Source organism: Corynebacterium auris, assembly GCF_030408575.1.
In the GTDB taxonomy this organism is placed as follows: Bacteria; Actinomycetota; Actinomycetes; order Mycobacteriales; family Mycobacteriaceae; genus Corynebacterium; species Corynebacterium auris.
This window is the reverse complement of the sequence record NZ_CP047047.1, coordinates 1,084,276-1,110,106: the sequence shown is the minus strand read 5'-3', so window position 1 is coordinate 1,110,106 and position 25,831 is coordinate 1,084,276. Positions and strand designations below refer to the sequence as shown.

Sequence of the window (25,831 nt, the reverse complement as noted above, 5' to 3'; positions counted from 1 at the left end):
TTCCTTCGGCGTCGAAGGTGCGGGGCGCTGCGGAGCACGACTTTTCGGGCCCGGGGTGCCGTGCGCGGTACTTTCGTCTCCACCTATCCGGGTGTCCACACGGGGGCTGTGACTTTCGCTACTCTGTGGCAGCAGGAAGCCAGAAGGCACACGACCACAGGACGCGGAAGGTGAAGGGATGCAGAACGGGACGCCGCCAGCGCTTCTCGACGAGGCACGCCGCCAGCTCGCCGCCCTCGAAAGCGAACATGCGAGGACTGAAAGGCTCATCGCCGCGCTGCGGGAGCAAATCTCGGTCGGCCACCCCGCGGCACGCTCCCCAGCCGCCGCGCCACCTCCCGCCCCGAAACCACGCTCGTCGACCGAGCAGCGGGCGGTGCGCACCGTAGCAGGCCTGGGCACCGTGATCACGCTCATCGGCGTCGTGCTGGCCACACTCTGGGCCCACCAGAACGACTACCTTGGCACGCTGGGGATCGCCTTAATCGGCTCCGTCGTCTCCATCGGTTTCGCCGCCGCGGGCGTCGTGGCGCAGCGCCGCCGCGGACCCTCGGCGGGCGTCAGTGCCCTCTACGGCACGTCCTTCCTCACCGCAATCGCGGTGCTGTACTTCGTCGCCGCGACCATATACTCCCCGCCCTCCCTCGCGCCCATCGCAGCCGCCCACCTGGTGATCTGGCTAGCGTTCGTCGCGCTGGCGCTCATCCAGCGCAGCGGCGCACTCGTCAACGTCATGCTGGCGACGTTCACCTTCTACCAGATCCCCCTGCACCTCGACGACGTCGCGAGCTCCCTCCTCGCCGTGGCCGCCCCCCTCGCCCTGCTTGCCGCACTGGCCTGGCTGCCCCGGTTCGGGCCGGCCACCGGGGCGCTCGGCGCAGCCGCGGTCGCTGCGGCGGCGGGGCAGTCACTGCTGGTGGGAAACGCCGACTACCAGGACTTCTACGCCATCGTGGCGGTGGCCGCCAACCTGGGCGCGCTCGCCCTCCTTGCCGCCCGCCCGGGCGCCAAGGAGCAGTCCGTTGCCCGGATTCTGGCCCTCGTCCTCTTCCCCGCGTTCGCCTTCGCCCTCGCGCAATTGACCACCGAGACCCCCGCGCTCGTCTGGCTGCCGGTCGCAGCCGCGGCCGCTGCCGCCGCCCTGACGCTGCGGCGTGATCCCGCCGGGTACTGGTGGCTGGTCTTGCTCCCCTTCGGCTTCGCCGTGGCAACGCGCCTACAGCAGAGCTATCTCGCGCCCCTCCCGCTGTGGGCTGCCACCCTTACTGTGGTGATCTACGTCGCCCTCTTTTTCGGCATCGGATGGCTTGTGCGCCGCAGCGGCCCCGGGGGCCACGTCGCTCCCATCGTCGTCGCCTGGGTGCTGGTCTTTCTCTTCCTGGAGGGTTTTCCAGTTGTCCCGGTGCCGGAGCCCGAGACAGCTGGAGTGCTCAGCGCGGCCGGGGTCACCGCGCTGTTTTTCGGCGTGTGCGCCTACCACCGGAATATCTTCCTTCTCCTCGGCCAGGCGGGCCGATTCGTCTGCGGCGCGGCCCTGACCTTGCTCACGCTCACCGCCATCGTGTGGCCCGTCATGGCGCTCGTCGCCGCGTTCCCCGGCGCCGACAACGACCTCGGCTTCTGGGTCGGACAGGCGACCGCGTCGATCGTGTGGATCCTCGCCGCCTCGGCTCTCCTCCTTGTGCCCCGCGCCCGCAGGCTCGGCCAGAGCGCGGCCGGGCTCGCCGCGGTGGTGGCGGTGGCCGCGGCATTGAAGCTGGTGCTCTTCGACCTGCGCGCCAGCAGCGATTTGACCCGCATTGTCGTCTTCCTGCTGTGCGGCGCCATCCTGTTGGCGGTGGCAGTGGCGCGCTCGCGCGTGGCGGCTACCCCAGAATCTCCTGCAGGAACTGGCCGGTAAAGGAGCCCTCAGTGCGGGCGACATCCTCCGGGGTGCCCTGCGCCACCACGGTGCCGCCGCCCGACCCGCCTTCCGGGCCCATGTCGATAATCCAGTCCGCAGACTTGATCACGTCCAGGTTGTGCTCGATGACGAGCACGGAGTTGCCCTTCTCTACCAGGCCGTTGAGCACGAGCATGAGCTTGCGGATGTCCTCGAAGTGCAGGCCCGTCGTCGGCTCGTCGAGGATGTAAATGGTCCGCCCGTTCGAGCGCTTCTGCAGTTCCGCGGCGAGCTTGACGCGCTGGGCTTCCCCGCCCGACAGCGTGGTGGCGGATTGGCCGAGCCGGACGTAGCCGAGCCCGACGTCGACAAGCGTGCTCAGATAGCGGTGGATAGATGTGATGGGCTCGAAGAACTCTGCCGCCTCCGAAATTGGCATGTCGAGCACCTCCGAGATGTTCTTGCCTTTGTAGCGCACCTCCAGGGTTTCCCTGTTGTAGCGCGCACCGTGGCAGACCTCGCAGGGCACGTACACGTCCGGCAGGAAGTTCATTTCGATCTTGATCGTGCCGTCGCCGCGGCACGCCTCGCAGCGCCCGCCCTTGACGTTGAAGGAAAAACGCCCGGCCTTGTAGCCGCGGACCTTCGCCTCCGGGGTCTCCGCGAAGATGTTGCGGATTTTGTCGAAGACGCCCGTGTAGGTCGCCGGGTTGGAGCGCGGGGTGCGCCCGATCGGCGACTGATCCACCTGCACCAGTTTGTCCAGGTGCTCGAGCCCCCCGACCTTCTTCACCCGGCCCGGCACCTGGCGCGCGCCGTTGAGGCGGTTTTGCAGCGTCTTGGCCAGGATCTCGTTGACCATGGTGGACTTGCCCGAGCCGGAGACGCCGGTCACCGCGACGAGAACGCCGAGCGGGATGTCGACGCTGACATTATTCAGGTTGTTCTCCCGCGCGCCCTCGATGCTCAGCATGCGCTCGGCGTCCACCGGGCGGCGGGTCTCGGGCACCACAATTTCTTTGCGGCCCGCGAGGTAGTCGCCGGTCAGGGAGTTCTCCGCCTCAAGGATTCCGGCGGGCTCGCCCTGGTAGACGATCTCCCCGCCGTATTCGCCGGCGAGCGGGCCGACGTCGACCATCCAGTCCGCTGCCTTGATCGTGTCCTCGTCGTGCTCCACCACGACGAGGGTGTTGCCCAGGTCGCGCAACTTCTTCAGGGTGGCGATGAGGCGCTGGTTGTCGCGCTGGTGCAAACCGATCGAGGGCTCGTCGAGCACGTAGAGGACCCCGGCGAGGCCGGAGCCGATCTGCGTCGCCAGGCGAATGCGCTGCGCCTCCCCGCCGGACAGCGTCCCGGCGGAGCGCGAGAGCGTGAGGTAATTCAGGCCGACGTCGAGGAGGAAGCGCAGGCGGGCCTGGATCTCGCGCAGCACGGCGCCGGCGATCATCTCCTCGCGGTAGCCCAGCACGAGGTGGTCCAGGTACTCGGAGGCATCCTCGACGGAGAGCTCGGTCAGCCCCGCGATGGACTTCTCCCCGTGCGTCGTGGAGGCGAGGCGCACCGCCAAGATCTCGGGCTTCAGGCGGGCCCCCTTGCACGTCGGGCACGGGATCTCGCGGGTGTAGGCGAGCAGGCGCTCCTTCTGGGTGTCGGACTCCGCCTGCTCCATCTTGCGCTCGAGGTAGCCGATCACCCCCTCGTAGGCCGCGGAGAAGGTGCGCTGGCGCCCGTAGCGGTTCTTGTAGCGCACGCTCACCTGCGTTTTCGAGCCGTTGACCAGGTGCTTTTGCTGAGTTTTAGTCAGCGAGGAAAAAGGCGCGTGGGCGTCAAAGCCCTCCTCGTCTGCGAGCGCCTCGATGAGTTTGGCGAAGTAGCCCTTGTTCGGGCTTGAGTTCCACGGCTGGAAGGCGTCGACAGCCGGGGCGTCGGGGTCGGGGATGACCAGCTCAATATCGATCTCCTTGCGCACGCCGAGGCCGTCGCAGGCGGGGCAGGCGCCGAAGGGCGAGTTGAAGGAGAAGGCGCGGGGCTCGTACTCCTCCACCCCAAGGGCGTGGCCGTTCGGGCAGGCCATCTTCTCGGAGAAGATGCGGTAGCGCGCGGAGTTTTCCGGGTCGAGGTCGACGAACTCGAAAGCCACGAGCCCGTCCGCGAGCTTCAGCGCCGTTTCCACGGAGTCGGTCAGGCGCTGCTTCTGGCTCTCCTTGACCTGAAGGCGATCCACCACAACGTCGATAGTGTGCTTGACCTGCTTTTCCAGCGAGGGCGGTTCCGACAGCTGGTAGGTTTCGCCGTCGACAGTCACGCGGGAATAGCCCTGCGCCGCGAGGTCGCTGAACAGGTCGGCGAACTCACCCTTGCGCTTTCGCACAACGGGGGCGAGCACCTGGAACTTGGTGCGTTCCTCGTACTCCATCACCTGGTCGACGATCTGCTGCGGGGTCTGGCGCTCGATTACCGCGTCGCACACGGGGCAGTGCGGCGTGCCGGCGCGGGAGTAGAGCAGGCGCAGGTAGTCGTAGATCTCCGTGATGGTACCCACCGTCGAGCGAGGGTTGCGGTTGGTCGACTTCTGGTCGATGGACACCGCGGGGGATAACCCGTCGATGTAGTCGACGTCCGGCTTGTCCATCTGCCCGAGGAACATGCGCGCGTACGAGGAAAGGGACTCGACGTAGCGGCGCTGCCCCTCGGCGAAGATGGTGTCGAAGGCGAGGGAGGATTTGCCCGACCCGGACAGGCCGGTGAACACGACCATCGCGTCGCGGGGCAGCTCCACGTCCACGCCCTTGAGGTTGTGTTCGCGCGCGCCGCGCACAGTGAGCCGATCAGCCACGTCTGTTTCCGTCCTCCGCTTCGGTGTCCCAAACTTTCCGGCCGCGTCACGGGCCTTCAACGAACTTACCAACGCGCATGTCGGCCCGGGTATTTCAGCGGCGGCTAGGCTGGCTGCCATGACCGCGAAACTGAGTCTGCACAGCATCTCGGTGTCCGAGATGGACAATAACTGCTACCTGCTTGCCTCCGAGGGCAAGGGGCTGCTTATCGACGCCGCCTCCGACGCCCCGGCCCTCCTCGGCCTCGCCGGGGAGGTCGGCGTCGAGGTCACCGACGTCGTTACCACGCACCGCCACCACGACCACGTCGGCGCCCTGACGGACGTCCTCGACGTCACCGGTGCGACGCACTGGGCCTCCTACCTCGACTCCCCCGCCCTGCCGGCGCTCGTCGACCGTGAGCTCAACGAGGGCGACACCGTGGAGTTCGCGGGCCACCGCTTCCCGGTCCACATTTTGCGCGGCCACACCCCGGGCGGGCTGTGCCTCGTCGCCGACATCGACGGGGTGACCAACCTCTTCGTCGGCGATTCGCTCTTTCCCGGCGGGCTGGGCAAGACCGACTCCGAGGGCTCCTTCGTGCGCCTGTTCCGCGACGTGAAAACCCGGATCTTCGACGCCTACCCGGATAGCGCCGTCGTGCGTCCCGGCCACGGCGAGCCGACGACCCTCGGTGAGGAGCGCCCCAAGCTCGATGAGTGGTGGGAGCGGCGCTGGTAAATAAAGGGGCGGCAAAAATTCGTGGCACGTCCCCGCCACATCTGGCTAGAGTGGATAGAGAACATCCGATAGGTAAAAGAAAAGGAATCTCACTGATGATCCGCAAGTTTGCACGGCCGATGCTCGCCTCGGTCTACGTCGCCGACGGCGTGGAGACGCTTCTCAACCCCTCCGCCCACCGCGATAATGCGGAAGCGGTGCTGAAGAAGGTCCGCTCCGCGGTCCCCAGCAACCTCCGCTCCTTTGTCCCCTCCGAGCCGAACACCGCGACCCTGACGGTCGGCGGCGTTAAGGCTGGCGCGGGCACGCTCTTCGCCCTGGGCAAGCTGCCGCGGACCTCCGCCGCTTTGCTGGCCGCCACCGCGGTTCCTTCCCTGCTGGGGCGCAACGCCTTCTGGGAGGCCGACGACGAGCAGGAGAAGTCCCGCCGTCGCACCGGCGCGCTGACCGATGTCGCGCTGCTCGGCGGCGTGCTCATCGCCACCGTTGACACGGAGGGCAAGCCGAACCTGCAGTGGCGCGCGCAGAACGCCGCCAAGCAGGCGAAGAAGAACGTCCAGCAGGCTCTGCCGACCCAGTCGGAGCGGGAGAAGGCGCTGAGCAAGGCCAGCGACTGGCTATCTGACACCGCAGACCAAGTCACCACCTACGTCGACGAGAACAAGGACGACTGGAAGGACACCGCCAGCTCCCTGTTCCAGGACGCGAAGGAGCAGACCGCCAAGTTCGTCGACAAGGCCACCGACCAGGCCGAGAACGTGTACAAGGAGCTGCAGCCGGAAAAGAAGGTCAACGCCCTCGTTAGCAACCTGCAGGACACCCTCAACGACATTGAGCCGGGTCCGGTGGACAAGCTGAAGGCCAAGCGCAAGGTCAACAAGGCCACCAGCAAGTTCAAGGGTCGCGCGCAGGATGCCGTCGATACGCTGCAGGATGCGTTCGACAACCTTGACGCCGCCCCCTCCAAGCGCCAGCAGCGCAAGTGGAAGAAGAAGGCGAAGAAGGCCGAGAAGAACGCACAGAAGGCCGTCAAGCGGGCACAGAAGAAGCTCAGCTAGGCCTCCCTGACCCGCGCACCCCGCCCCCTCCACTGTGAGGGCGGCGGGGTGTCGTGCTGCTAGGATCATCCCTCCCCCAATTCGACAACCAGGAGGTGTGCGGGTGGTGGACCCGACCAACCCCAAAGCGCTCGAGCAGGAGCAGGCCTACGCGGACAAGCTTTTCGCGCACCTCGACGCTGAGGTGAGCGAGGCTAGGGCGAAGCTCGAGGAAGTCCAGGCGGACGTCGACCCCGACAACCCCGACGCTGATGCTTTGGTGCGCCGCGAGACGGAGTACCACGGGCTCAACGCCAAGCTCGACGACCTCGCCGTGGCGGAGATCGGGCTTGTCTTCGGACGCATGGACATCGCCGACGAGGACGCAGAAAACCCCGTGCCGGGCCAGCCGGGCCTGGACCGGCGCTACATCGGGCGCATGGGAATGGATGATCGCCGGGACCACTACCGCACCCTCCTGCTCGACTGGCGCGCCCCCATGGCGCGCCCCTACTACCTCGCCACCACCGCCCACCCAGAGGGGGTGACCACGCGCCGCAACATCCGCATGCGGGGGCGCACCGTGGCCGCGGTCGACGACGAGACGCTTTCCGGCGATGCCCCGGCCGGCCCCGGATCGAACGTAGGCAACGAAGCCGCGCTGCGCGAGGCCATGAACAGGGCCCGCACCGGCCACATGCAGTCCATCGTGGAGACGATCCAGCGCGAGCAGGACGAGATTATCCGCGACACCACCCGCGGCGTCCTCGTGGTGCAGGGCGGGCCCGGCACCGGCAAAACAGCGGTGGCCCTCCACCGTGTGGCCTACCTGCTGTACACGTGGCGCGAGCAGCTCTCGCGCACCGGCGTGCTCATTATCGGCCCGAACGCGACCTTTTTAGATTACATCTCCCGTGTCTTACCCGAGCTCGGCGAGACCGGCGTTGTGCTCAGCACAGCCGCCGAGCTCGTGCCCGGGTTTCGCCCCGAGCTCACAGAGGAGCCGCTCCCTGCCCGGGAGGTGAAGGGCTCGGCGGAGATGGCGACCATCCTCAAGCGCGCCGTGCAGCGCTACCAGCGCGTCCCCGACCAGCCGGCGGAGGTGTCGGTCGGCTCGGTGGTCATCTTCGCAACGCCGACCATGGTCAAGGCCGCCCGCACTCGGGCGCGCCGCTCCCGGCAGCCCCACAACAAGGCGCGTGCGGTCTTCGCCGAGGCCCTGACGCAGTCGCTCGCGGAGGCGCTGGCACAACGCATCGGCGAGGATCCCCTCGGCGGGGAGAACCTCCTCTCGGCCGCCGACATCGACCAGCTTCACGACGACCTCGCGGACGAGCCCCAGGTTGCCTCGCTTATCGACGCCTTCTTCCCCGCCCTGGACCCCGCCACCGTCCTGGGCGACCTCCTCTCCTCGCGCGAGGCCATCGACGCGGTGGCCCACGACTACGACGACTACACCCGCGAGGCCCTCTACCGCCCCGCAGGCGAAGGATTCGCGCCCTCCGACACCGCGCTCATCGACGAGCTCACGGAGCTGATCGGACGCCCCGACGCCGCCGAGGAGCGCGAGCGCGAGCGGCGCGAGTGGCGCCAGCAGGTCGCGGAGGCCGAGGATGCCCTCGACGTCCTCGCCTCCTCCGAGGCCACCGACAACGACGACGACCAGTTCGAGGCCGAGATCCTCTCCGCCCGCGACGTCATCGACGCCGAAGCCCTGGCGCAGCGCCAGCGGGAAACGGACGCGCGTTCCACCGCGCAGCGCGCCCGGGCCGACGCATCCTGGGCCTACGGCCACGTCATCGTCGACGAAGCACAGGAACTCTCCCCGATGGAGTGGCGCATGGTTTTTCGCCGCAGCCCCTCCCGGTGGATGACCCTAGTTGGCGATACCGCGCAGACCTCTGCCCCAGCCGGCACGGACGACTGGGCAGAGGCTCTCGCGCCCTACGTCGGGGACCGCTACCGCACCCGCGCGCTGACGGTAAACTATCGCACCCCGGCGGAGATCATGGAGGTGGCCAACGACGTGCTCGCCGCGATCGACCCAGAGGCGGAGCCCGCCACAGCGATCCGCTCCGCTGGGCGGCCGGTGCGCTTTCTGCCTTCGGGCACCGACCCTGCGGGAGCTGTGCCCGAGGGCCCCGGCACCAGCGCGGTCATAACGGCCGATAACGTCGCGCAGCACAAAGGCCTCGAGTACGACCACGTTGTCGTGGTGGAACCCGAGGCCATCGTGGGCGCCTCGCCGCAGGGCCGCCAGGACCTGTACGTCGCCGTCACCCGCGCCACGCAGACGCTCACGGTGATCGGCGAGGTGCCGAGCTAGCCGGCGCCTTTAGTTGACGGTGTGGACGATCATCACGTCACAGTCGGATTGGCGGGCGACATCAGCTGGCACGGAGCCCAAAAGGCGCCCGGTCAACGAGTTAATCCCGCGGTTGCCCACGACGAGCAGGTCGGCGTTGTTGTCGTTAACAATCGCCATGAGCGCCTCGACGGGGGTGCCGGGGCGGGTGGCGGTCTGCACATCCTCCGCGCCCGCGCTGCGAGCGTGCTCGGCGGCGGTCTCCAGGTTGGCGCGCGCCTGCTCGTCGCCGAGGATGGTCACGGAGTCCTGGCGCAGCGTCTTGGAGGCCTCGTCCTCCGACTCGTAGTAGGCGGTACCGATAATAAGGGTGGAGTTGAACGCGGCGGCGATCTTCGCCGCGCGCTCCACGGCAAGAAGCGAGGACTTGGAGCCGTCGCTTCCGACGACGATCGTTGCGTAGCTGTTTGTCATGGGGCTATCACTAACCTTTCACTGTGCGTCACGGGCCGCGGGCGCGCGCAGGCACCAGCTCCGGCCCACTAAAACTGTCACTTATTTTACCCGGAAAGCTCCCCGAGGGCTCTAAGCGTGCCCCTGTGAGCGGGTGTCCACGAGCATCACGTCCACTGGGGCCTTCTTGGCCACGTTACCAGGGATATTGCCGAAGAATCGGCCCGCCAGCGAGCGCATGCCCTTGTTGCCCACCACGAGAAGATCCACCCCGAACTCCTGCGCTGCTTCCAGCAGGACCTGCGCGGGCTGTCCCTCACGCGCGGTCACGTGGATGTCCGGGGCGCTTTCCTCCTCGGCGATCTCCTGCGCAGTTTCGAGGATGTTCGCGGCGTCGCTGCCGCTGACGATATCGATCTTGGACAGCTCCGAGTTGGTCGCGTTGAGCATGGAGCCGCTGGCGGAGTAGTGCGCGCAGATGACATTCAGCCGTGCGCCGTACACCCGCGCCAGGCTAGCGGCGACGCGCACCGCCATAAGCGAGGTGGGCGATCCGTCCGTGCCGACGGCGATTGACGTGTAAGAGTGCATTCTACGTAAGAGTCCTTCCCTAGTTTCCAGTTTCTTTCATACCACGCAGCTCACGGCGCAGATCCGTGATCTCGTCGCGCAGGCGCCCCGCCAGTTCGAACTTCAGCTCGCGCGCGGCGGCGCCCATTTGCGCGGTGAGGTCGTCGATAAGCTTCTGCACCTCGTCCGAGGCCATGGTGGACACATCCGGCCTGTCCACGACGGCGGCCTCCCCCGCCCCGCCGTCGGCGCCCTCCTCGTCCGCGTTCTCGTACACCTGGTCGAGAATGTCCGCGATCTTTTTGCGCAGCGGCTGGGGGTCGATGCCGTGCTCCGTGTTGTAGGCGATCTGCTTCTCGCGGCGCCGCTCGGTCTCGTCGATCGCCGCCTGCATAGATTCGGTGACGCTGTCGGCGTACATGATGACCTCGCCGGAGACGTTGCGCGCCGCGCGACCGATGGTCTGGATGAGCGAGGTGGTGGAGCGCAAAAAGCCCTCCTTGTCGGCGTCGAGGATGGCCACCAGCGAGACCTCCGGCAGGTCGAGGCCCTCGCGCAGGAGGTTGATACCCACCAGCACGTCGAACTCGCCGAGACGCAGCTGGCGCAGCAGCTCGACGCGCTGGAGGGTGTCGATGTCGGAGTGCAGGTAGCGCACCTTGATGCCGTTGTCGAGGAGGTAGTCCGTGAGGTCCTCCGCCATGCGCTTGGTCAGGGTGGTCACGAGGACGCGCTCGTTCTTCTCCACGCGCTGGCGGACCTCGTCGATGAGGTCGTCGATCTGCCCCTTCGTCGGTTTCACCGTCACCTTCGGGTCAACCAAGCCCGTCGGGCGGATCACCTGCTCGACGAATTCGCCTCCGGAGGCCTCCATCTCGTAGCCCCCCGGGGTCGCCGACATGTAGACGGTCTGGCCCACACGCGCCTCAAACTCGTCGAAGGTCAGCGGCCTGTTGTCCACGGCGCTCGGCAGACGGAAGCCAAACTCCACGAGGTTGCGTTTGCGCGACATGTCGCCCTCGTACATGCCGCCGATCTGGGGGACAGTGACGTGGGACTCGTCGATGATGGTGAGGAAGTCCTCCGGGAAGTAGTCAATGAGCGTGGCGGGGGCCGAGCCGGCGGGGCGCCCGTCCATGTGGCGAGAGTAGTTCTCGATGCCGGAGCAGAACCCCACCTGCTGAATCATTTCCAGGTCGTACTCGGTGCGCATCCGCAGCCGCTGCGCCTCCAGCAGCTTGCCGCGGTTTTCCAGGTCTTCGAGCCGGTCCGCCAGTTCCTCCTTGATCGCCTCGATCGCCTTTTCCATGCGCTCCTCGGTAGCCACGTAGTGGGTGGCGGGGAAGATGCGCACCTCGTCCTCCTTGCTCAGGACCTCACCGGTCAGCGGGTGGATGTAGTAGAGCTCGTCGACCTCGTCGCCGAAGAACTCGACGCGCACGGCCACCTCTTCGTACGCGGGGATGATGTCTACGGTGTCGCCCTTGACGCGGAAACTCCCGCGCTTGAAGTCGACGTCGTTGCGCTCGTATTGGACGTCGACAAGCAGGCGCAGGAACCGGTCTCGCTCGACCTCCTCCCCCACCCGCAGCACGATGGAGCGGTCCAGGTAGGACTGCGGCGTGCCCAGGCCGTAAATGCAGGAGACCGAGGCGACCACGACGACATCGCGGCGGCTGAGCAGGGCCGAGGTGGCGGAGTGGCGCAGGCGCTCGACGTCGTCGTTGATCGAGGAGTCCTTCTCGATGTAGGTGTCCGTCTGCGCGATGTAGGCCTCGGGCTGGTAGTAGTCGTAGTACGACACGAAGTACTCGACCGCATTGTTGGGCAACAGCTGGCGCAGCTCGTTGGCCAGCTGCGCGGCAAGCGTCTTGTTCGGCGCCATGACGAGCGTTGGTCGCTGCTGCTGCTCGATGAGCCACGCGGCGGTGGCGGACTTGCCGGTGCCGGTGGCGCCCATGAGGACGACGTCGCGCTCGCCGCGCCGCAGCCGCTCGTCGAGCTCTTTAATCGCCGTCGGCTGGTCGCCGGAGGGTGCGTACTCGGAGACGACCTCGAAGGGTTTCTCCCGGCGCTCGATCTCGCCGACAGGGCGGAACTCCGATTGGGCTAGGACGGGGTGTTCAGCAGCGAAAGCCATAGGGCCCATCCTATCGCCATTGCGTTCTAGTAGATGACCTTCCTCGTCTCCGTGAGCCACTGGGCCAGCTCGCCGGTCTCGTCCCACAGGGCGTAAAGCTCGGAGCTGCCCGGGTCGAGGGTCTCGCGCACCTTCGCGCGCAGCCAGTGGCGGTCACGAAAACTGAAGGTGTATTGCAGGGCGCGGCGGTCGCCGCCGGGCGGGAGGTGGCCGTTCATGACGGCAACGAGGGCGACGACGGTCTCGGAGCGGTCGGAATCCAGCGGGCGCGTGCCGCAGTCGAAGCGGAACTGGGCCATGTCGAAAGAACCGTCCGCCAGTTGGCGGACGGTGTCGCGGGCGCTGTCGTTATCGAAGGGCCCATAGTTCCACGTACCCATGGTCGGCCACCGTATCCCACACAGATTAATTGGAATTGGCCAACAGTTTAACTCATAAAGAAAACGCGTTGATTCGCTCGCACAAAGTGTTTACCTGACGGCGCAGCCGCTCCGGCGTTCCGTTGTTGTCGATGACGACGTCCGCCTTTCGCCTACGTTCCTCGTCGCTGACCTGGCGCGCAATGCGGTTGCGCACATCGCCCTCGTCCAGCCCCCGGTATTCGACGAGGCGGTGCACCCGCACTTCCGCGTCAGTGTCGACAGCGACGTTGAGGTCCATCGCGGCATCGAGGCCAAGCTCGAATAACAGGGGCATGTCGTAGACTGCAGCGCGGGCGCCGGCCTCCTCTAGCTCGTTGAGGCGGCGCTCGGCCTCCGTCCGAATGGCCGGGTGGGTGATGGCGTTGAGCTTTTCCGTCTGCTCCTTGGTGGCAAAGGCGCGCCGCGCAAGTTCGGCGCGGTTGAGCACTCCTTTCTCATCGACAAGATCGGCGCCGAAGACCTCGGCGACCTTGCCCAGCACCGGTGAGCCAGGGTCCATAATGTCGCGGGCTACCTGGTCGGCATCCACGACCGGTAGCCCGGCCTCCGCGAGCAGCGCCGCCACCGTCGATTTACCGCTGCCGATCCCTCCGGTCAGTCCAATCCTCAGCATGCGGCCCATGGTAAACGAAAAACCGCCCCCGGAAAGCGGGGGCGGTTGCAAAGGCTAGCCCGTGGCTGCCTCGTGCGCCTTAGTTGCCGGCCAGCTTCTCGCGCAGTGCGGCGAGCTGCTCGTCGGAGGCGAGGGAGCCGATGGACTCCTCAGCCTGATCCGCTGCCGGAGCTGCAGCGGCGGACTCGGAGGAGTAATCGGTGCCCTGCTCGGCAGCCTCGGCTGCGGCAGCGCGGTGACGTTCGATCTGGGCGGTGTGGGCCTGGAAGCGGCGCTCGGCCTCGGCGTAGCGCGCCTCCCACTCCTGGCGGGCCTCGTCGTAGCCCTCCATCCACTCGTTGGTCTCCGGGTCGAAGCCCTCCGGGAAGATGTAGTTGCCCTGCTCGTCGTAGGAGTCGGCCATACCATAGCGCGACGGGTCGAACTCCTCGGAGTAGTCCTCGTCGGCCTGCTTCAGCGACAGGGAGATGCGGCGACGGTCGAGGTCGATGTCGATGACCTTGACCATGACCTCCTCGCCGACGTTGACAACCTGGTCCGGGACGTCCACGTGGCGCTGGGCCAGCTCGGAGATGTGGACCAGCCCCTCGATGCCCTCCTCGACACGCACGAACGCGCCGAACGGGACGAGCTTGGTGACCTTGCCCGGGACGATCTGGCCCACGGCGTGGGTGCGGGCGAAGACGCGCCACGGGTCTTCCTGCGTCGCCTTCAGCGACAGGGAAACGCGCTCACGGTCGAGATCGACGTCGAGGACCTCGACGGTGACCTCGTCGCCCACGGTGACAACCTCGGACGGGTGGTCGATGTGCTTCCAGGACAGCTCGGAGACGTGAACCAGGCCGTCGACACCGCCGAGGTCGACGAAGGCGCCGAAGTTGACGATGGAGGACACAACGCCCTTGCGGACCTGGCCCTTCTGCAGCTGGTGCAGGAAGTCGGAGCGGACCGCGGACTGGGTTTCCTCCAGGTAGGCGCGGCGCGACAGCACGACGTTGTTGCGGTGCTTGTCCAGCTCGATGATCTTGGCCTCGAGCTCCTGGCCGATGTAGGGCTCGAGGTCGCGCACGCGGCGCATCTCCACGAGCGAGGCCGGCAGGAAGCCGCGCAGCCCGATGTCGAGAATGAGGCCGCCCTTGACGACCTCAATGACCGTGCCGGTAACCGGCTGGTCGTTAGACTGCAGCTCCTCGATCGTGCCCCAGGCGCGCTCGTACTGCGCGCGCTTCTTGGACAGGATAAGGCGGCCTTCCTTGTCTTCCTTGGTCAAGACAAGCGCGTCAATCTCATCGCCGACCTCGACGACCTCATCCGGGTCGACGTCGTGCTTGATGGAAAGCTCGCGGGTGGGGATGACGCCCTCGGTCTTGTACCCGATGTCGAGGAGAACCTCGTCATGGTCGACCTTGACGACGGTGCCGGTGACGATGTCGCCATCATTGAAGTACTTGATGGTCGCGTCTACTGCGGCGAGAAAGTCCTCAGCGCTGCCGATGTCGTTGACGGCAACCTGCGGTGCGTTGGAAGTGGGCATAGGTTAGAGTGCTCCGAAACGGATAGGAGATCGAAAGTGTACATGAGCGCGTCTCTCGCGGGCGCGTTCGCCGCGATCCCACCTCAGCCGCGTCCCCGGCCCTCCTATACGACCCAGAACGCCCCTCGGCACAGACACGCACCCAGCACTTTATCCCCTTTGCCCTGCTAGGGCAAATATTCACGCTCACCTTCGCGGCAGCTACCGCAGTTCACCAGAAGTTCTCCCACTGTTCTTGCCCGTACGTAACACCAAACGCCCAGTTAGCTACTAGCATCAGCGCTGTATATCGGGGCGCACCGCTGCCACACACCCGCCGGTGCCCGGAGCCGTGGGGGCGGATCCGGGCCCAATTTCGGCGACGCCGCTAGTGTCCCGCCTCGTCCCAATTGGCCCCGACGCCGGTGGATACCTCGAGGGGAACCAGCAACCGGATCGCGCCGTCCATCTCCCGCTCCACAAGCTCCTTCACTTGGTCGAACTCGCCCGGGGCAACCTCGACGACGAGCTCGTCGTGCACCTGGAGCAGAACGCGCGAGCGCAACCCCTCGAGCGCGGCATCCACTCGGATCATCGCCACCTTAATAATGTCGGCGGCTGTTCCCTGGATCGGCGCATTCAGCGCGGCGCGCTCCGCGTTTTCCCGCGCGACGCGGTTGTCGGAGTTGAGCTCCGGCAGGTAGCGCCGCCTGCCGAAGACCGTCTCCGTGTAGCCGTCCCTGCGCGCCTGCTCCACCACCTCATCCAGGTAGCGCTTCACACCGCCGAAGCGCACGAAATAGCTCTGCATGATCTTCTTCGCCTCGGAGGCGGGGATATCCAGCTGCTGCGACAGCCCGAAGGCGGACAGGCCGTACACCAGGCCGTAGCTCATGGCCTTCACGCGGCGGCGCAGCTCCGGGGTGACCTTGTCGATGGGCACATCGAAGACGCGGGAGCCGACGAAGTTGTGCAGGTCCTCGCCTGCCCGGTAGGCCTCGATGAGCCCCTCGTCCTGCGACAGGTGCGCCATCACACGCATCTCAATCTGCGAGTAGTCGGCGGTGAGCAGGCACTCGTACCCCTCGCCGACGGTAAACGCCGAGCGGATAACCCGGCCGGCCTCCGTGCGCACCGGAATGTTCTGCAGGTTCGGCTCGGTAGAAGACAGCCGGCCGGTCGAGGCGACCGTCTGGTTGAAGGTCGTGTGGATACGCCCATCGTCGCGCACCGTCTTGATGAGCCCCTCGATCGTCGACTTCATCTTCTGGTACTCGCGGTGCGCCAGCAGGTCGTCGAGGAAGGGGTGCGGGTTCTTCGCCGCCAGCGCCTCGATTTCCTTCGCGGCGGTGGAGTAACCGGTCTTGGTCTTCTTCGTCTTCGGCAGCTCAAGCTTGTCAAAGAGCACCACGGACAACTGCTTCGGGCTGGAGAGGTTGAGCTCCGGCTCGTCGACGAGTCCGCGCGCGTGCTCCTCGACGTCCGCCACCTTCTGCGTGAACTGCTCCAGCTCGCCCTCCAGCACCGCCACATCGACGGCGATGCCCGCGTGCTCCATCTCGGCGAGGATGCTCACCAGCGGGATCTCCAAGTCAGAATAAAGTTCGTAGGCCTGAATATCGCGCAGGCGCTCGGTCAGTTCACCCGCCAGCTCCAGCACGGCTCCGGCTCGAGCCGCCGGCGAGGACTCGCTAAGTTGGCGCTGAAGGTGGCGCTGATACACGTCCCCCAGGTCGTAGGTGCGCTGCCCCGGCCGCAGCAGGTAGGCCGCGATCGCCGTGTCGTGCGCGATACCGCGCAGGCCGATCCCCCGGGCGGAGAGCATGTGGTACGCGCGCTTCGCCTCGTGCACGTACTTCGGCGCGTCCGACTCGGCCCACTCTGCGAAGGCCTTCTCCTCCTCCGGACTCAGCTCGGCAGCTTCCTTTTCGACGCCACGCCTTTGCTTATCGACGAGCGCCAGCGCCTGCACGTCCCCGCCGTACGGGGCGCCGTCGCCCGCCAGGTAGAGAGCCAGCCCCTCGCCTTTCCGCGCAGCGAGCCACTCGTCGAGCGGTTCGTCGGAGACCTCGACGGCACTCAGTTCGACAGCGGGTTGCGGCGCCTCGCCCTCGGTAGGCACTGCCGCGAGGACGCGCTCGCGGAGGTTGGCGCCGAACTCGAGGTCGTCGAACGCCTGAGCGACGCGCGAGACATCCGCGGGCTTTAGCTCCAAGTCCGCCGGGGTGACGGGCAACTCGACGTCGGTGACCATGCGGGTGAGCTCCCGGTTCAGCTTGACTTGGTCAATGCGCTCGCGGAAGTTGTTGCCCGCCACCCCCTTGATCTCCTCGGCGTGCTCAATCAACCCGTCGAGGCTGCCGTACTGGAGGATCCACTTGGTCGCGGTCTTCTCCCCCACCTTCGGCACGCTGGGCAGGTTATCCGAGGGATCGCCGCGCAACGCCGCGAAATCGGGGTACTGCTCGGGGGTCAGGCCGTACTTCTTTTCCACCTCCTCCGGGGTGAAGCGCGTGAGCACGGAGACCCCACGGGTTGGGTAGAGGACGGTCGTGGTGGCGTCGACAAGCTGCAAATAGTCTCGGTCGCCGGTGACGATGACGATCTCGTATCCACCCTCCGCGCGGGCCTCGGCGACGAGCGTGGCCACGATGTCATCGGCCTCGAAGTTCTCCTTCGACAAGGTGACCACGCCGAGGTCGTTGAGGACGTCGTCGATCAGCGGGACCTGGCCCTTAAACTCCGGCGGGGCCGCCTCTCGCTGCGCCTTGTAGTCCGGGAACTTCTCGGTGCGAAACGTTGTGCGGCCCACGTCGAAGGCGACTGCGGCGTGGGTCGGTTCTTCCTCCGCGAGGATGTTGGCGAACATCGAAAGAAAGCCGTAGACCGCATTCGTGTGCTGCCCGCCGGAGGTGGAGAAGTTCTCCGCCGGCAGCGCGTAAAAGGCCCGGAAGGCCATGGAATGTCCGTCTATGAGTAGGAGGCGCTTAGTCACGGCTCCCCAGTCTAGACACCAGCCCCGACACTCCCCGCGGCAGTTGGGGACTGGCCGTTAAGCGCCGTCACATATGGACGGACTGCTCGGCCAGCATGCTGCGCCTGTTGCAGTCAAAAATGCCGAACAGCTGCCCGATCGTCTTGCCCACCATCGGCTCGGACGCCTCGAGCCTTAACGCGATCTCCCTGTCCGTCACAACGCCGTCCCGCAAGCAATGCATCACGCGCACCTGAAAAGGAGTGAGGTTCTGCGCCGCGAGCACCGCGGACACCGCGAGCCGGTGGTCGAGCGCAACTCCGCGCGCGCAGTACACAAGCTTCATGTCGAGACCTGCTTCACCGTTGTCAGCGAGGCGCACGCAGGTGACATAGGCATCCGCGCCCGCCTCAATTGCCCTGGCGAGCATGTGCGGAGTGTGCACGGTGTCCTGCACAAAGTACAGCACTGTGGGTGCGCCGCAATTGCCTGGCAGCGGCCCTACCTGAAAAATGTCTGCCGCGAGCGCACCGTCACGCACAGCCGGCTTAGCCTCCCCCGGTGTCCGGGCGGTGCGAGCCGCTCTGCGCGTTGTGCCGAGCACGCACACAGCGATAACTTGGGCCGGTGCAATACTGGCGGGGTCACTGCTTCGCACCACTGCGCTGATGTCGCTGGGGCTATCGACGCGCCCCGCCTCGACCCAGCCGAAGCAGTTGCTCAATGCTTCCACCACACCGTCATCCGCGCCGACGAAGAGGCAGGACTTACCGGCGAGATTCTTTCGCCACACTATAGCTTCACTACCTCGTCTGCGTTATCGGCAATAAAGGGGGAATGGGTGGCCACGACGACCACAGCTCCCCGCTGGACGAACCGGCGCAGGTGTTTGAGGACGAGCTCAGAATTAGCCTGGTCGAGAGACCCCGTCGGCTCATCCGCCAGCACGATCTTCGGTTCGGTCAGGATCAACCGTGTCAACGCAATGCGCTGCTGCTCGCCGCCAGACAGTTCGCTCACCGTTCGCTTCTCTGCCCCACCAAGCCCGACCTCTGCCAGCGTCTCCGCCAGGGCCGCGCGGGACACACGGGGGACGGCAATCTTGACATTTTCCAGCACCGACAGATCGGACACCAAACCGTAGTCTTGGAATAGATACCCGATATTTGCCCGGCGGAACTTGCGGCGCGCCCGCGAGCTCATTGCCGCGATATCCTGCGCTTCAAACTCAATGCTCCCCGAATCCGGCGTCGTTAGACCGCCCAGCATGTTGAGCAGAGTCGTCTTGCCCTTACCGGAGGACCCTGTGAGCGCCGTGAGCCGACCCGCCTCAATGGTGGTAGTAAAACCGTCCATGATCGTCCGGCTCCCGAAAGCACACGAGACTTCTTTTACGTGAATTGTCATTGCGGTTCCGTTCCTTGTCGTGCGTCCCACTGTGAAGCGGCCCGAAGCGTCAGCGCCACAGAGGCCGCAAACCATGCTGCGCCGAAGAGGACAACTGCCGCGATTGTCCAAGCTGACCATTGTTTTTCGAACCCGATGTTCCATGTCGAGGGCAGCTGCAGATCCGCTTGAATCTGATGCTCGCGGACCTTGTACAGCAGCCAACCAATCGTTACAGCGAAAAAGATGATCTCGATTGCGACGACCGGCCTTGCCACCCACCAGGGGCTCCGACCGCAAATATATGCGATGTGGATTTTGCGCCGGTACGTCACGCGGAACGTGATAATCGCGGCCCCGACCAAGACCGTCACGAGGAGGACTGCTGCGAGGGTATTAAGCCCCCACAGAATTACATTTTGTTCAGCGGCGCGAATGTTATGCTGCCAGGAATCCTCCCGGGGCCTAACGAAAGAAAGCGTGCTCCCCGTGCTGCCCCTTGTTAGCTGCGACGGCACATTAGGGGAAGCAGAAATCAGGACCTGCTGCGAGACCTTGGACATCACGTTGTGATCCCCCAGCGGAGCGAGGCCCGGTGGAAGGATGACGAGAATCGGGTCATCGACAAGCGGGCGGAATTCAACGTCGTAGGTGAACACGGTGCCAAGATTGCAGCCAGCGCGCCACTCGATGGGGGGCGTGGGTTGGTCGGTATTGGACGCCTCGAAATTCAAAGAGTCCTCGATGACGAGCTTCGAATCCTCCGATAACTCCACCGGGGAGCACACCGTGACACTAGTACGGTCCATGGTGGGCACGCCAGATTGCCGCGCGTACTCCTGATTGACCAACAGGACCTGTGCTTCTAATTGCACGGGCCACGTGATCCAATAGGGATCTACCAGCAAGAGCGCTCCCGCCTCGTCGGCGGCCCGAAACGGCGCGGCGGTCTCGGCATTTGTCCAGTCATCGAAGGCAGTATTGGTGTTCAGCGCGAACTCCTGCGGTCCGCGGTGCGCTTCCCACGCCGCCTGCAGGCTCTGACGCTCATCGAGCTCCGCGGCGAATCCGACCAGGGCCGCAACCGCACTGAGTGCCGCAACCAGGGTCACGCCGCGAACGACGGTAAGGGAATAGAAGATAGGCCGCGCATTGATCCTGCCCTTGACCGCCTGGGGAATCGACGTGATCCGAACCAGGAATTGGCCGCCGAGGTATCCAAGGAGCAAGCATGCAGTCAGCGCCAGACTGACCAAAAAGTAGATGGTCCAGAAGACCCCACCTAGGGCCCACCCGTTATACGCGTAGAGTAACGCCGCGACGATCAGAGGCCCTCCGACGTACGCGCCCACGAGGGCCTTCCACTGACGGCCGATTTCGATGCGAATTGTGCCAGCGAGACTCAGTCCCATTAAGCGGTGAACGCCGATCTCGCGTGAACGGGAAAGCACATGTCCGGCACCCAGCACGAGACACAACAGCACTGACAAGGCCAGCAGCACAGGGATGGAGGACGTGGTGAAGATCTGGACCGAACGACTGGTCAAAGTGACCACGTCGAGTCCCTGCGCTTCTAACCACTGCAACACCTCTTGTTGGTCAGCAGAGGAGCCCTTCAGGAAAATATTCTGCCGTGGGTCAGGTTGTGGAAACTCTTCGAGCGGATATACAACATCGACCTCCCCTCGCTCGAAGCGCGGCCGTTCCACCCGGCCGTCTTCCGGAAAAACCGATGAAGAATAGACTCGGTACTCCCCATTCGAGACGGCAAGCGAAGAATAGTTTACGGAGACCACAACATCATTCGTGCGCGCGACGTCGGCCAGCTCGGAAAAGAATCCGTCGCGCTCCGCGTCGGCACGGTCTGCTTGAACCTCTACCCCACCGCTGCCGAGGTGAGCGTCAACCGTGGAATAGAGGGTAGTGCCCAGAAAGGCTACGATAGCCGCCAAGATAACCGTGGCGAAGACACCCACGGCTATCAGGCTTGTTGTCAACCGATTCATGCGTTAGCAGTGGCCGTAAAAGGACTCATTGCCAATGAGCTTGCGCGGGGCTGTGGCACGCGCCCACACATTTTTGTTTACGCACCCGCTGTATGACCGGAATTTCCCCACAGCTGTCGACGAATGCCGCACGCCGTTGTGGAAGTAATGGGACCACACTGTGGAGGAATCACTGCCGTAATCCCACGTGCCGCCATCGATACTGACAACCGTCGCCTCTGCCACGCTGACTCCGCCAAGGCCTAGGGCGCTGGCCACTAGTGCGCCGCTAATACGGCGTCGAATTCCAGATTTCATGGTTCCTCCAATCGGTGGATGCCTCACAGTGGAAGAATTTCCACCGCCGGTTCATTTTCTGCGACGAACCTCCGGGGCGCAAGTAGGAAAAACTACCTTTGTTGCTTCGGCCTCGAACCTGCCACGCATCGTCTGCCACTGAAGGCCCCTGACCCGGGGATGTCCCCCGTTGATGCCTCCATAAAAGGGGGACTCCGTCAAACCATGCTGCTCCGGTAGCGGGAATTGCTGGGAGCGACTATTGATACAGGTATCCACTAAACCTAATTTTGGAGGCTTCTCTGTCGTGCGACACAAACTGCGCCTTCTCACCATGTGCGCAACTAGCGCCGCAACTCTCTTCGTCGGAATGCACACGGCCGGTGCTGCGCCCGTTTCAGACGTTTCGCTGGTTTCTAATCCAAACTTCATTCCTTATGGTCATAAAGAAAATTGCGACAAGTTGTATGAAAGCCTTTGCCGAAAGTGTCGAGTGATTCCGCATCCAGCAGGCCATGCGCTTTGCTGGACAGCAGCTGCTGCTACGTATGCTGACTGCTTGCGCTAGGGAGAGCTCACATGGCTTTTATCGAAACTCCAGTGCTTCAACGAGTTCTTCAAAAACTTGATGGAAGCAGCATTGAGATCCTTGTTAGCGCACCTGTCCTAGAGGGACAAGATTGGTTTACGAATTGGTCTATAAAAGGCTTGGAAGACGGTGATGTAAACATGAGTTCGGGCGGAATCGATTCAATGCAATCGATGATGTTCGCATTATCGGCGATTGGCGATCGTATTGCTGCTGAGCAGCAAGAACTGTTGTTCATGGGAAGCGAATCTCTACAACTTCTCAGGACTGCACCACCTATAGAACCTGGTCTGTGGTCGGCCTCTGTGCAAGCTCCTACAGCTTAGAGTTCGAAGCGCTTGCTTCGTATCTTTCGCGTATCGATGAACCGTTCCTACTGAATAGCCTGTTTTGGTTGCAATAGCGCGGATCGATAGACCTTTGACTCGCAGTTCCTGGACTCGGGTGCTCTTTTCATTGGCCTGCGCTAGATGTTGTGTCCCGGTAGGTTGCGAACGTTGCCTACCGGGCCATCGCCACACCCGGCGATAGCCACGGTCAGACAAAAGAAAAAGGGAAGGCCGTCCCCGTGATTGTCTTGGGTTACCACACTCAAAGACTCCAGAAACGACCTTCCATGACCCACGCTAACGCACCACTGACCCCCACCGGGCGTCTGCGCCTTGCCAAGCTCATCGTCGACGACGGATGGAGCTGCGCCCGAGCCGCCGAACGATTCCAGGTCTCGGCCTCCACGGCCCACAAATGGTCCCGCCGCTACCGCGACGGATTACCCATGACCGACCGCAGCAGCAGGCCCGCCACCAGCCCGAACCAAACGGCACAGCGCACAGAACGCCGCATCGTCAAACTGCGCCACACCCGACGCTGGGGTCCGGCCCGCATCGCCTATCACCTGGGCTTGGCGCCCTCTACGGTCCACCGGGTACTGCGCCGCTACCGCATGCCGGCCCTGGCCTGCCTCGACCAAGCCACCGGTCTGCCGGTGCGCCGGATGCCAGTCAACTCCTACGCCCATGACGCCCCCGGCGACATGGTCCACATGGACATCAAGAAACTCGGCCGCATCCCCGATGGCGGCGGCTAGCGCAAACGTGGCCGCGGAAACGACAAGACCAAGGGCCACTCCGGTGTCGGCTACGCCTACCTGCACCACGGCGTCGATAACTGCTCACGCTTGGCGTATTCGGAAATCCTCGGCGATGAAAAGAAAGACACCGTCGCCGGGTTTTGGAACCGGGCCCGGGACTTCTTCACCGGTTACGGCATCGACATCAGCCGGGTGATGACCGACAACGGCCCGGCGTACCGGTCGCGGTTGTTCAACGACGTGCTAGCTGCCCAGCAGGTCAAACACATCTTCACGCGACCGTATCGGCCGCAGACCAACGGCAAAGTCGAGCGGTTCAACCGGACGTTGGTCGCTGAATGGGCCTATGCCGATGCCTACGACGGCGAAGCCGCCCGTGCGCGGCAGTATCCGGGGTGGTCGCATCACTACAATCACCACCGACCCCATAGCGCACCGGGCGGCTTAACTCCCGCGGAAGTCGTTCACAACCTCACGGGACACAACACCTAGAAGTCGTGTTCGAATAGCGAAAACCGCCCGGAAATCGGTCTTAATCTGCCGATTTCCGGGCGTTTGGCGTTCAGCGAAGCGCTTTTTACCAGCGGGTTCCGTCCCAGCTTGCTGAAAACAAAAGTAGAGAGGGTTCCGGTGAAAGTTTTCCGAAACCCCCATTTTACATGGTGCCCCAGGTGAGACTCGAACTCACACTGGACGGGTTTTGAATCCGTTGCCTCTGCCAATTGGGCTACTGGGGCGCTTGGGAAACTATAGCGCAGCAGCCTCCGGCATGGTGAATCACGCGGGGAGATCCCACGCTCCGCCTCGCCCCCGGAATCATTCACCAAGGCTTTTGCCAGCTTTTGCCAAGCGTTCACCCATAGCCGATGTACTGAACCGGTCGCCCCCCTAGCAAGGAAGGCCCTCCCATACCCCGTCACACGCCTGTTATTCCGGCCACGGTTCTCGCCGTTCTCGCCACCTCAGTTTCCGGTATCGCCCCGACTGCAGCGGCTGCCGAGACACCGAACTACACCTATTTGGACATCCAGCATCACCCGCGCGAGCCACAGCCCGGCTTCCGCGTTCTGCCCTACCTGCAAAAGCCCGCGTCCGATCAGATGACGCTGAACTTCTTCGGCGAGCTTGGCACCGAGGCCACCGTGGTGGTGACGCAGGCGGGCCGGGAGATTGCCACGAAAAAGGTCAACGGCACTCTGCAGGAGCATCTGCGCTACACCGAGGGTGAACTCAACCAGGAGATCCCGGGGCTGAACAAGGGCTCGTGGTTGAAGTCGAACAACAATTACAAGTACTCGGCTACCTTCACCGGCCTCACGCCGGGGACCACCTATGAGTACGTTGTCACCCTCGACGGCGCGAAGTCGAAAAACTCCTTTACCACCGCTCCCACCCGCGACTCCTGGGAGCGGATCCGGATCGCGGCGTTCTCCGACGCGGAGACGGAGCCCGCGGGCCGGCCAAAGAAGGACGGCGCGCGCGAGTGGGAGCGCAACCGTTCCTTTGCTGAAGGGTCACTGGAACGTCCGGGGCCGGGCTCGGCGTGGTTTGAAAAGTTCGGCAGCAACAATCGCCAAGGGCAGGATGAGCCCCGCTACCCGCTCACCCAGGACGAGGCGATGAAATATAACGTCGCGGAGATCGCGAAGCAGAACCCGGACCTGCTTCTCGTCGCCGGGGACCTAGCGCAAGGCGGCGGCTACCAGCCGGGCTGGGACGAATACTTCGGATACGTCGCCGGCGAGCACGGCCACCTCGCGGGCTCCGTACCCATGCTGACCGCGCTGGGCAACTGGGAGACCTTCGGAGCGATGAACGGCGGCTACCAAGATGGCGATGCAGTGGCGTGGGGCGCTGCCAAGGGGCGCAACGCGTACATGACCTACTTCGACACCTTCGGCTCGGATACGGAAGAACACGAGGACTCCTACTACCGCGCCGACCACGGCCCCGTGACCGTGATCACGCTCGATTCGACCAACGGAATCCCCGAGGAAGATGCCGAAACGGAAAAGGCGAAGGCAATCCCCGGCAACGACAAGGAGTTCTTCACGGCGAAGGGAGACTGGGGAGCGGACACCAACACCTCCTACACCATGGAGGGCATCCACAAGGCGGGCGTAGACAGCCAGCCTGACTTCGGCAAGGATTCCACGCAGTGGCAGTGGGCAGAGCGCCAGCTTGCCGACGCCCGGGCTAAAGGCCAGTACATCATCGTCCAGTTACACCACACCCCGTACTCCTCCGGTGTGCACGGCACCGCAACGGCGTCCGCCACCCCGGACGAGCAGCCGGGCGCCCCCGTGCGCGTCTATTCCCCGCTCTTCGAGCGCTACGGCGTGGCCGCAGTCATCAGCGGCCACGACGAGATGTTCGAGCGCTCTTTCATCGACGACGACGGAAAACGGCGTCGGCTTCCACAACTTCGACGTCGGCGTCGCCGCCGACGGCCTGCGCGGCGACTACCGCGTGAAAACCGAGGACGGCACGCTTTTCCCGGTGGAGTTCAACTCCTACCGCGAGTGGATGGCCCAGTCGGACGAGCCGGAGATGTGGGTGGATGATGCCAACGGCGTTCGCCAGCTCAAAGACGGTGGTAAGCACTACGGCCACCTGCAGCTGGATCTCGAGCCGCTGACCTGCTCCAACGATATCGCGGCGAAGCTCACCACGTCTCCGGTGTATCTCTTCCCGGTGCTCGACTCCGACTACAACCTGCTTAGCGTGGAGCGGCGCGTTTACGACGATGTCCAAGAGATCCTGCTGGCCAAGGACGGTTCGCCGGCGCAACGCGGCACGACGTGCGAGGTGAAAAGCGGCTCGTCCGGCTCGGCCAACGCGGCCTCCTCCGTGGCGGCCGGCCTCGGGATCACCGCGGCCGTGGTTGCGGCGCTGCTCGGGGCGCTGGCCTTCGTTGCCCTGAACGCGGATTCCCTGCCGCTCCCCGCCGCGGTCTCCAACGCCCTCGAACAGGGGCGGCAGGCACTTGGCCTCTAAGCGCACAGCGCGCTTTGGTTC

The 25,831-nt window shown here is 64.7% G+C and carries 19 protein-coding genes, 1 tRNA gene and 1 pseudogene; 8 read left to right on the top strand and 13 right to left on the bottom strand.

Annotation, left to right across the window (positions count from 1 at the left end):
- Window positions 1–178 precede the first annotated feature (178 nt).
- Window positions 179–1,900, top strand: a complete 1,722-nt coding sequence (locus CAURIS_RS05310; RefSeq protein ID WP_290343167.1) for a hypothetical protein — start codon at window positions 179–181, stop codon at window positions 1,898–1,900.
- Here the strand turns inward: CAURIS_RS05310 and uvrA are convergent.
- Entirely contained in the window at window positions 1,866–4,718 is a 2,853-nt protein-coding gene (gene uvrA / locus CAURIS_RS05305; RefSeq protein WP_290343166.1) for an excinuclease ABC subunit UvrA, read from the bottom strand. The genes CAURIS_RS05310 and uvrA overlap by 35 nt on opposite strands.
- A 118-nt stretch (window positions 4,719–4,836) precedes the next feature.
- On the opposite strand from uvrA, the gene CAURIS_RS05300 reads away from it, so the two are divergent.
- The 3 genes from CAURIS_RS05300 to CAURIS_RS05290 all read left to right on the top strand — a co-directional run bounded on the left by CAURIS_RS05300 (window position 4,837) and on the right by CAURIS_RS05290 (window position 8,802).
- Window positions 4,837–5,439: an MBL fold metallo-hydrolase gene (locus CAURIS_RS05300; protein WP_290343164.1), complete on the top strand. Its 603-nt coding sequence runs from the start codon at window positions 4,837–4,839 to the stop codon at window positions 5,437–5,439.
- Between the two features lie 95 nt (window positions 5,440–5,534).
- On the top strand, window positions 5,535–6,497 hold the full coding sequence (locus tag CAURIS_RS05295; RefSeq protein WP_290343163.1) for a DoxX family membrane protein: 963 nt from the start codon (window positions 5,535–5,537) through the stop codon (window positions 6,495–6,497).
- Between the two features lie 106 nt (window positions 6,498–6,603).
- Entirely contained in the window at window positions 6,604–8,802 is a 2,199-nt protein-coding gene (locus tag CAURIS_RS05290; protein ID WP_435384039.1) for a HelD family protein, read from the top strand.
- 9 nt (window positions 8,803–8,811) lie between these two features.
- Here CAURIS_RS05290 and CAURIS_RS05285 read toward each other — a convergent pair whose 3' ends face one another.
- From CAURIS_RS05285 to CAURIS_RS05235, 11 genes are all read right to left on the bottom strand, one after another.
- Window positions 8,812–9,255 (bottom strand): universal stress protein, encoded by a 444-nt coding sequence (locus tag CAURIS_RS05285; RefSeq protein WP_290343161.1) that lies wholly within the window; start codon window positions 9,253–9,255, stop codon window positions 8,812–8,814.
- Window positions 9,256–9,366: 111 nt separating this feature from the next.
- Window positions 9,367–9,825 carry a universal stress protein gene (locus CAURIS_RS05280; RefSeq protein WP_290343160.1) on the bottom strand — a complete coding sequence of 153 codons (459 nt, stop codon included), beginning with the start codon at window positions 9,823–9,825 and terminating at the stop codon, window positions 9,367–9,369.
- A gap of 19 nt (window positions 9,826–9,844) precedes the next feature.
- Entirely contained in the window at window positions 9,845–11,944 is a 2,100-nt protein-coding gene (gene uvrB, locus CAURIS_RS05275) for an excinuclease ABC subunit UvrB (protein WP_290343159.1), read from the bottom strand.
- A 26-nt stretch (window positions 11,945–11,970) separates the two neighbouring features.
- On the bottom strand, window positions 11,971–12,324 hold the full coding sequence (locus tag CAURIS_RS05270; protein WP_290343158.1) for a DUF4259 domain-containing protein: 354 nt from the start codon (window positions 12,322–12,324) through the stop codon (window positions 11,971–11,973).
- A gap of 52 nt (window positions 12,325–12,376) precedes the next feature.
- The gene (coaE, locus tag CAURIS_RS05265; RefSeq protein WP_290343157.1) at window positions 12,377–12,979 is read right to left on the bottom strand and encodes a dephospho-CoA kinase; all 603 of its coding nucleotides are present in this window, start codon (window positions 12,977–12,979) and stop codon (window positions 12,377–12,379) included.
- A gap of 79 nt (window positions 12,980–13,058) precedes the next feature.
- The gene (rpsA, locus tag CAURIS_RS05260) at window positions 13,059–14,513 is read right to left on the bottom strand and encodes a 30S ribosomal protein S1 (RefSeq protein WP_290343156.1); all 1,455 of its coding nucleotides are present in this window, start codon (window positions 14,511–14,513) and stop codon (window positions 13,059–13,061) included.
- A gap of 367 nt (window positions 14,514–14,880) precedes the next feature.
- A complete protein-coding gene (gene polA, locus CAURIS_RS05255; protein ID WP_290343321.1) occupies window positions 14,881–17,451 on the bottom strand; it encodes a DNA polymerase I in 2,571 nt (856 codons plus the stop codon).
- A 103-nt stretch (window positions 17,452–17,554) separates the two neighbouring features.
- Entirely contained in the window at window positions 17,555–18,259 is a 705-nt protein-coding gene (locus CAURIS_RS05250; protein WP_290343155.1) for a hypothetical protein, read from the bottom strand.
- Entirely contained in the window at window positions 18,259–18,873 is a 615-nt protein-coding gene (gene ccmA / locus CAURIS_RS05245) for a heme ABC exporter ATP-binding protein CcmA (protein ID WP_290343154.1), read from the bottom strand. The genes CAURIS_RS05250 and ccmA overlap by 1 nt, the downstream gene beginning before the upstream one ends.
- Entirely contained in the window at window positions 18,870–20,828 is a 1,959-nt protein-coding gene (locus CAURIS_RS05240) for a bacteriocin-associated integral membrane family protein (protein WP_290343153.1), read from the bottom strand. Before CAURIS_RS05240 ends, ccmA begins: the two co-directional genes overlap by 4 nt.
- Window positions 20,829–20,861: 33 nt before the next feature.
- Window positions 20,862–21,155 carry a lactococcin 972 family bacteriocin gene (locus tag CAURIS_RS05235; protein WP_290343152.1) on the bottom strand — a complete coding sequence of 98 codons (294 nt, stop codon included), beginning with the start codon at window positions 21,153–21,155 and terminating at the stop codon, window positions 20,862–20,864.
- Between the two features lie 558 nt (window positions 21,156–21,713).
- Here CAURIS_RS05235 and CAURIS_RS05230 point away from each other — a divergent pair.
- Both CAURIS_RS05230 and CAURIS_RS05225 read left to right on the top strand, forming a co-directional pair.
- Window positions 21,714–22,049 carry a DUF6968 family protein gene (locus CAURIS_RS05230; RefSeq protein WP_290343151.1) on the top strand — a complete coding sequence of 112 codons (336 nt, stop codon included), beginning with the start codon at window positions 21,714–21,716 and terminating at the stop codon, window positions 22,047–22,049.
- Between the two features lie 290 nt (window positions 22,050–22,339).
- A pseudogene (locus CAURIS_RS05225) lies at window positions 22,340–23,305 on the top strand (IS481 family transposase).
- A 168-nt stretch (window positions 23,306–23,473) separates the two neighbouring features.
- Here CAURIS_RS05225 and CAURIS_RS05220 read toward each other — a convergent pair.
- Window positions 23,474–23,550 (bottom strand) — tRNA-Leu (locus tag CAURIS_RS05220).
- 282 nt (window positions 23,551–23,832) lie between these two features.
- Between CAURIS_RS05220 and CAURIS_RS05215 the strand changes: the two genes are divergently transcribed.
- Window positions 23,833–25,377: a metallophosphoesterase family protein gene (locus CAURIS_RS05215; protein WP_290343150.1), complete on the top strand. Its 1,545-nt coding sequence runs from the start codon at window positions 23,833–23,835 to the stop codon at window positions 25,375–25,377.
- A complete protein-coding gene (locus tag CAURIS_RS05210) occupies window positions 25,313–25,810 on the top strand; it encodes a hypothetical protein (protein ID WP_290343149.1) in 498 nt (165 codons plus the stop codon). Before CAURIS_RS05215 ends, CAURIS_RS05210 begins: the two co-directional genes overlap by 65 nt.
- The last annotated feature ends 21 nt before the right edge of the window (window positions 25,811–25,831 follow it).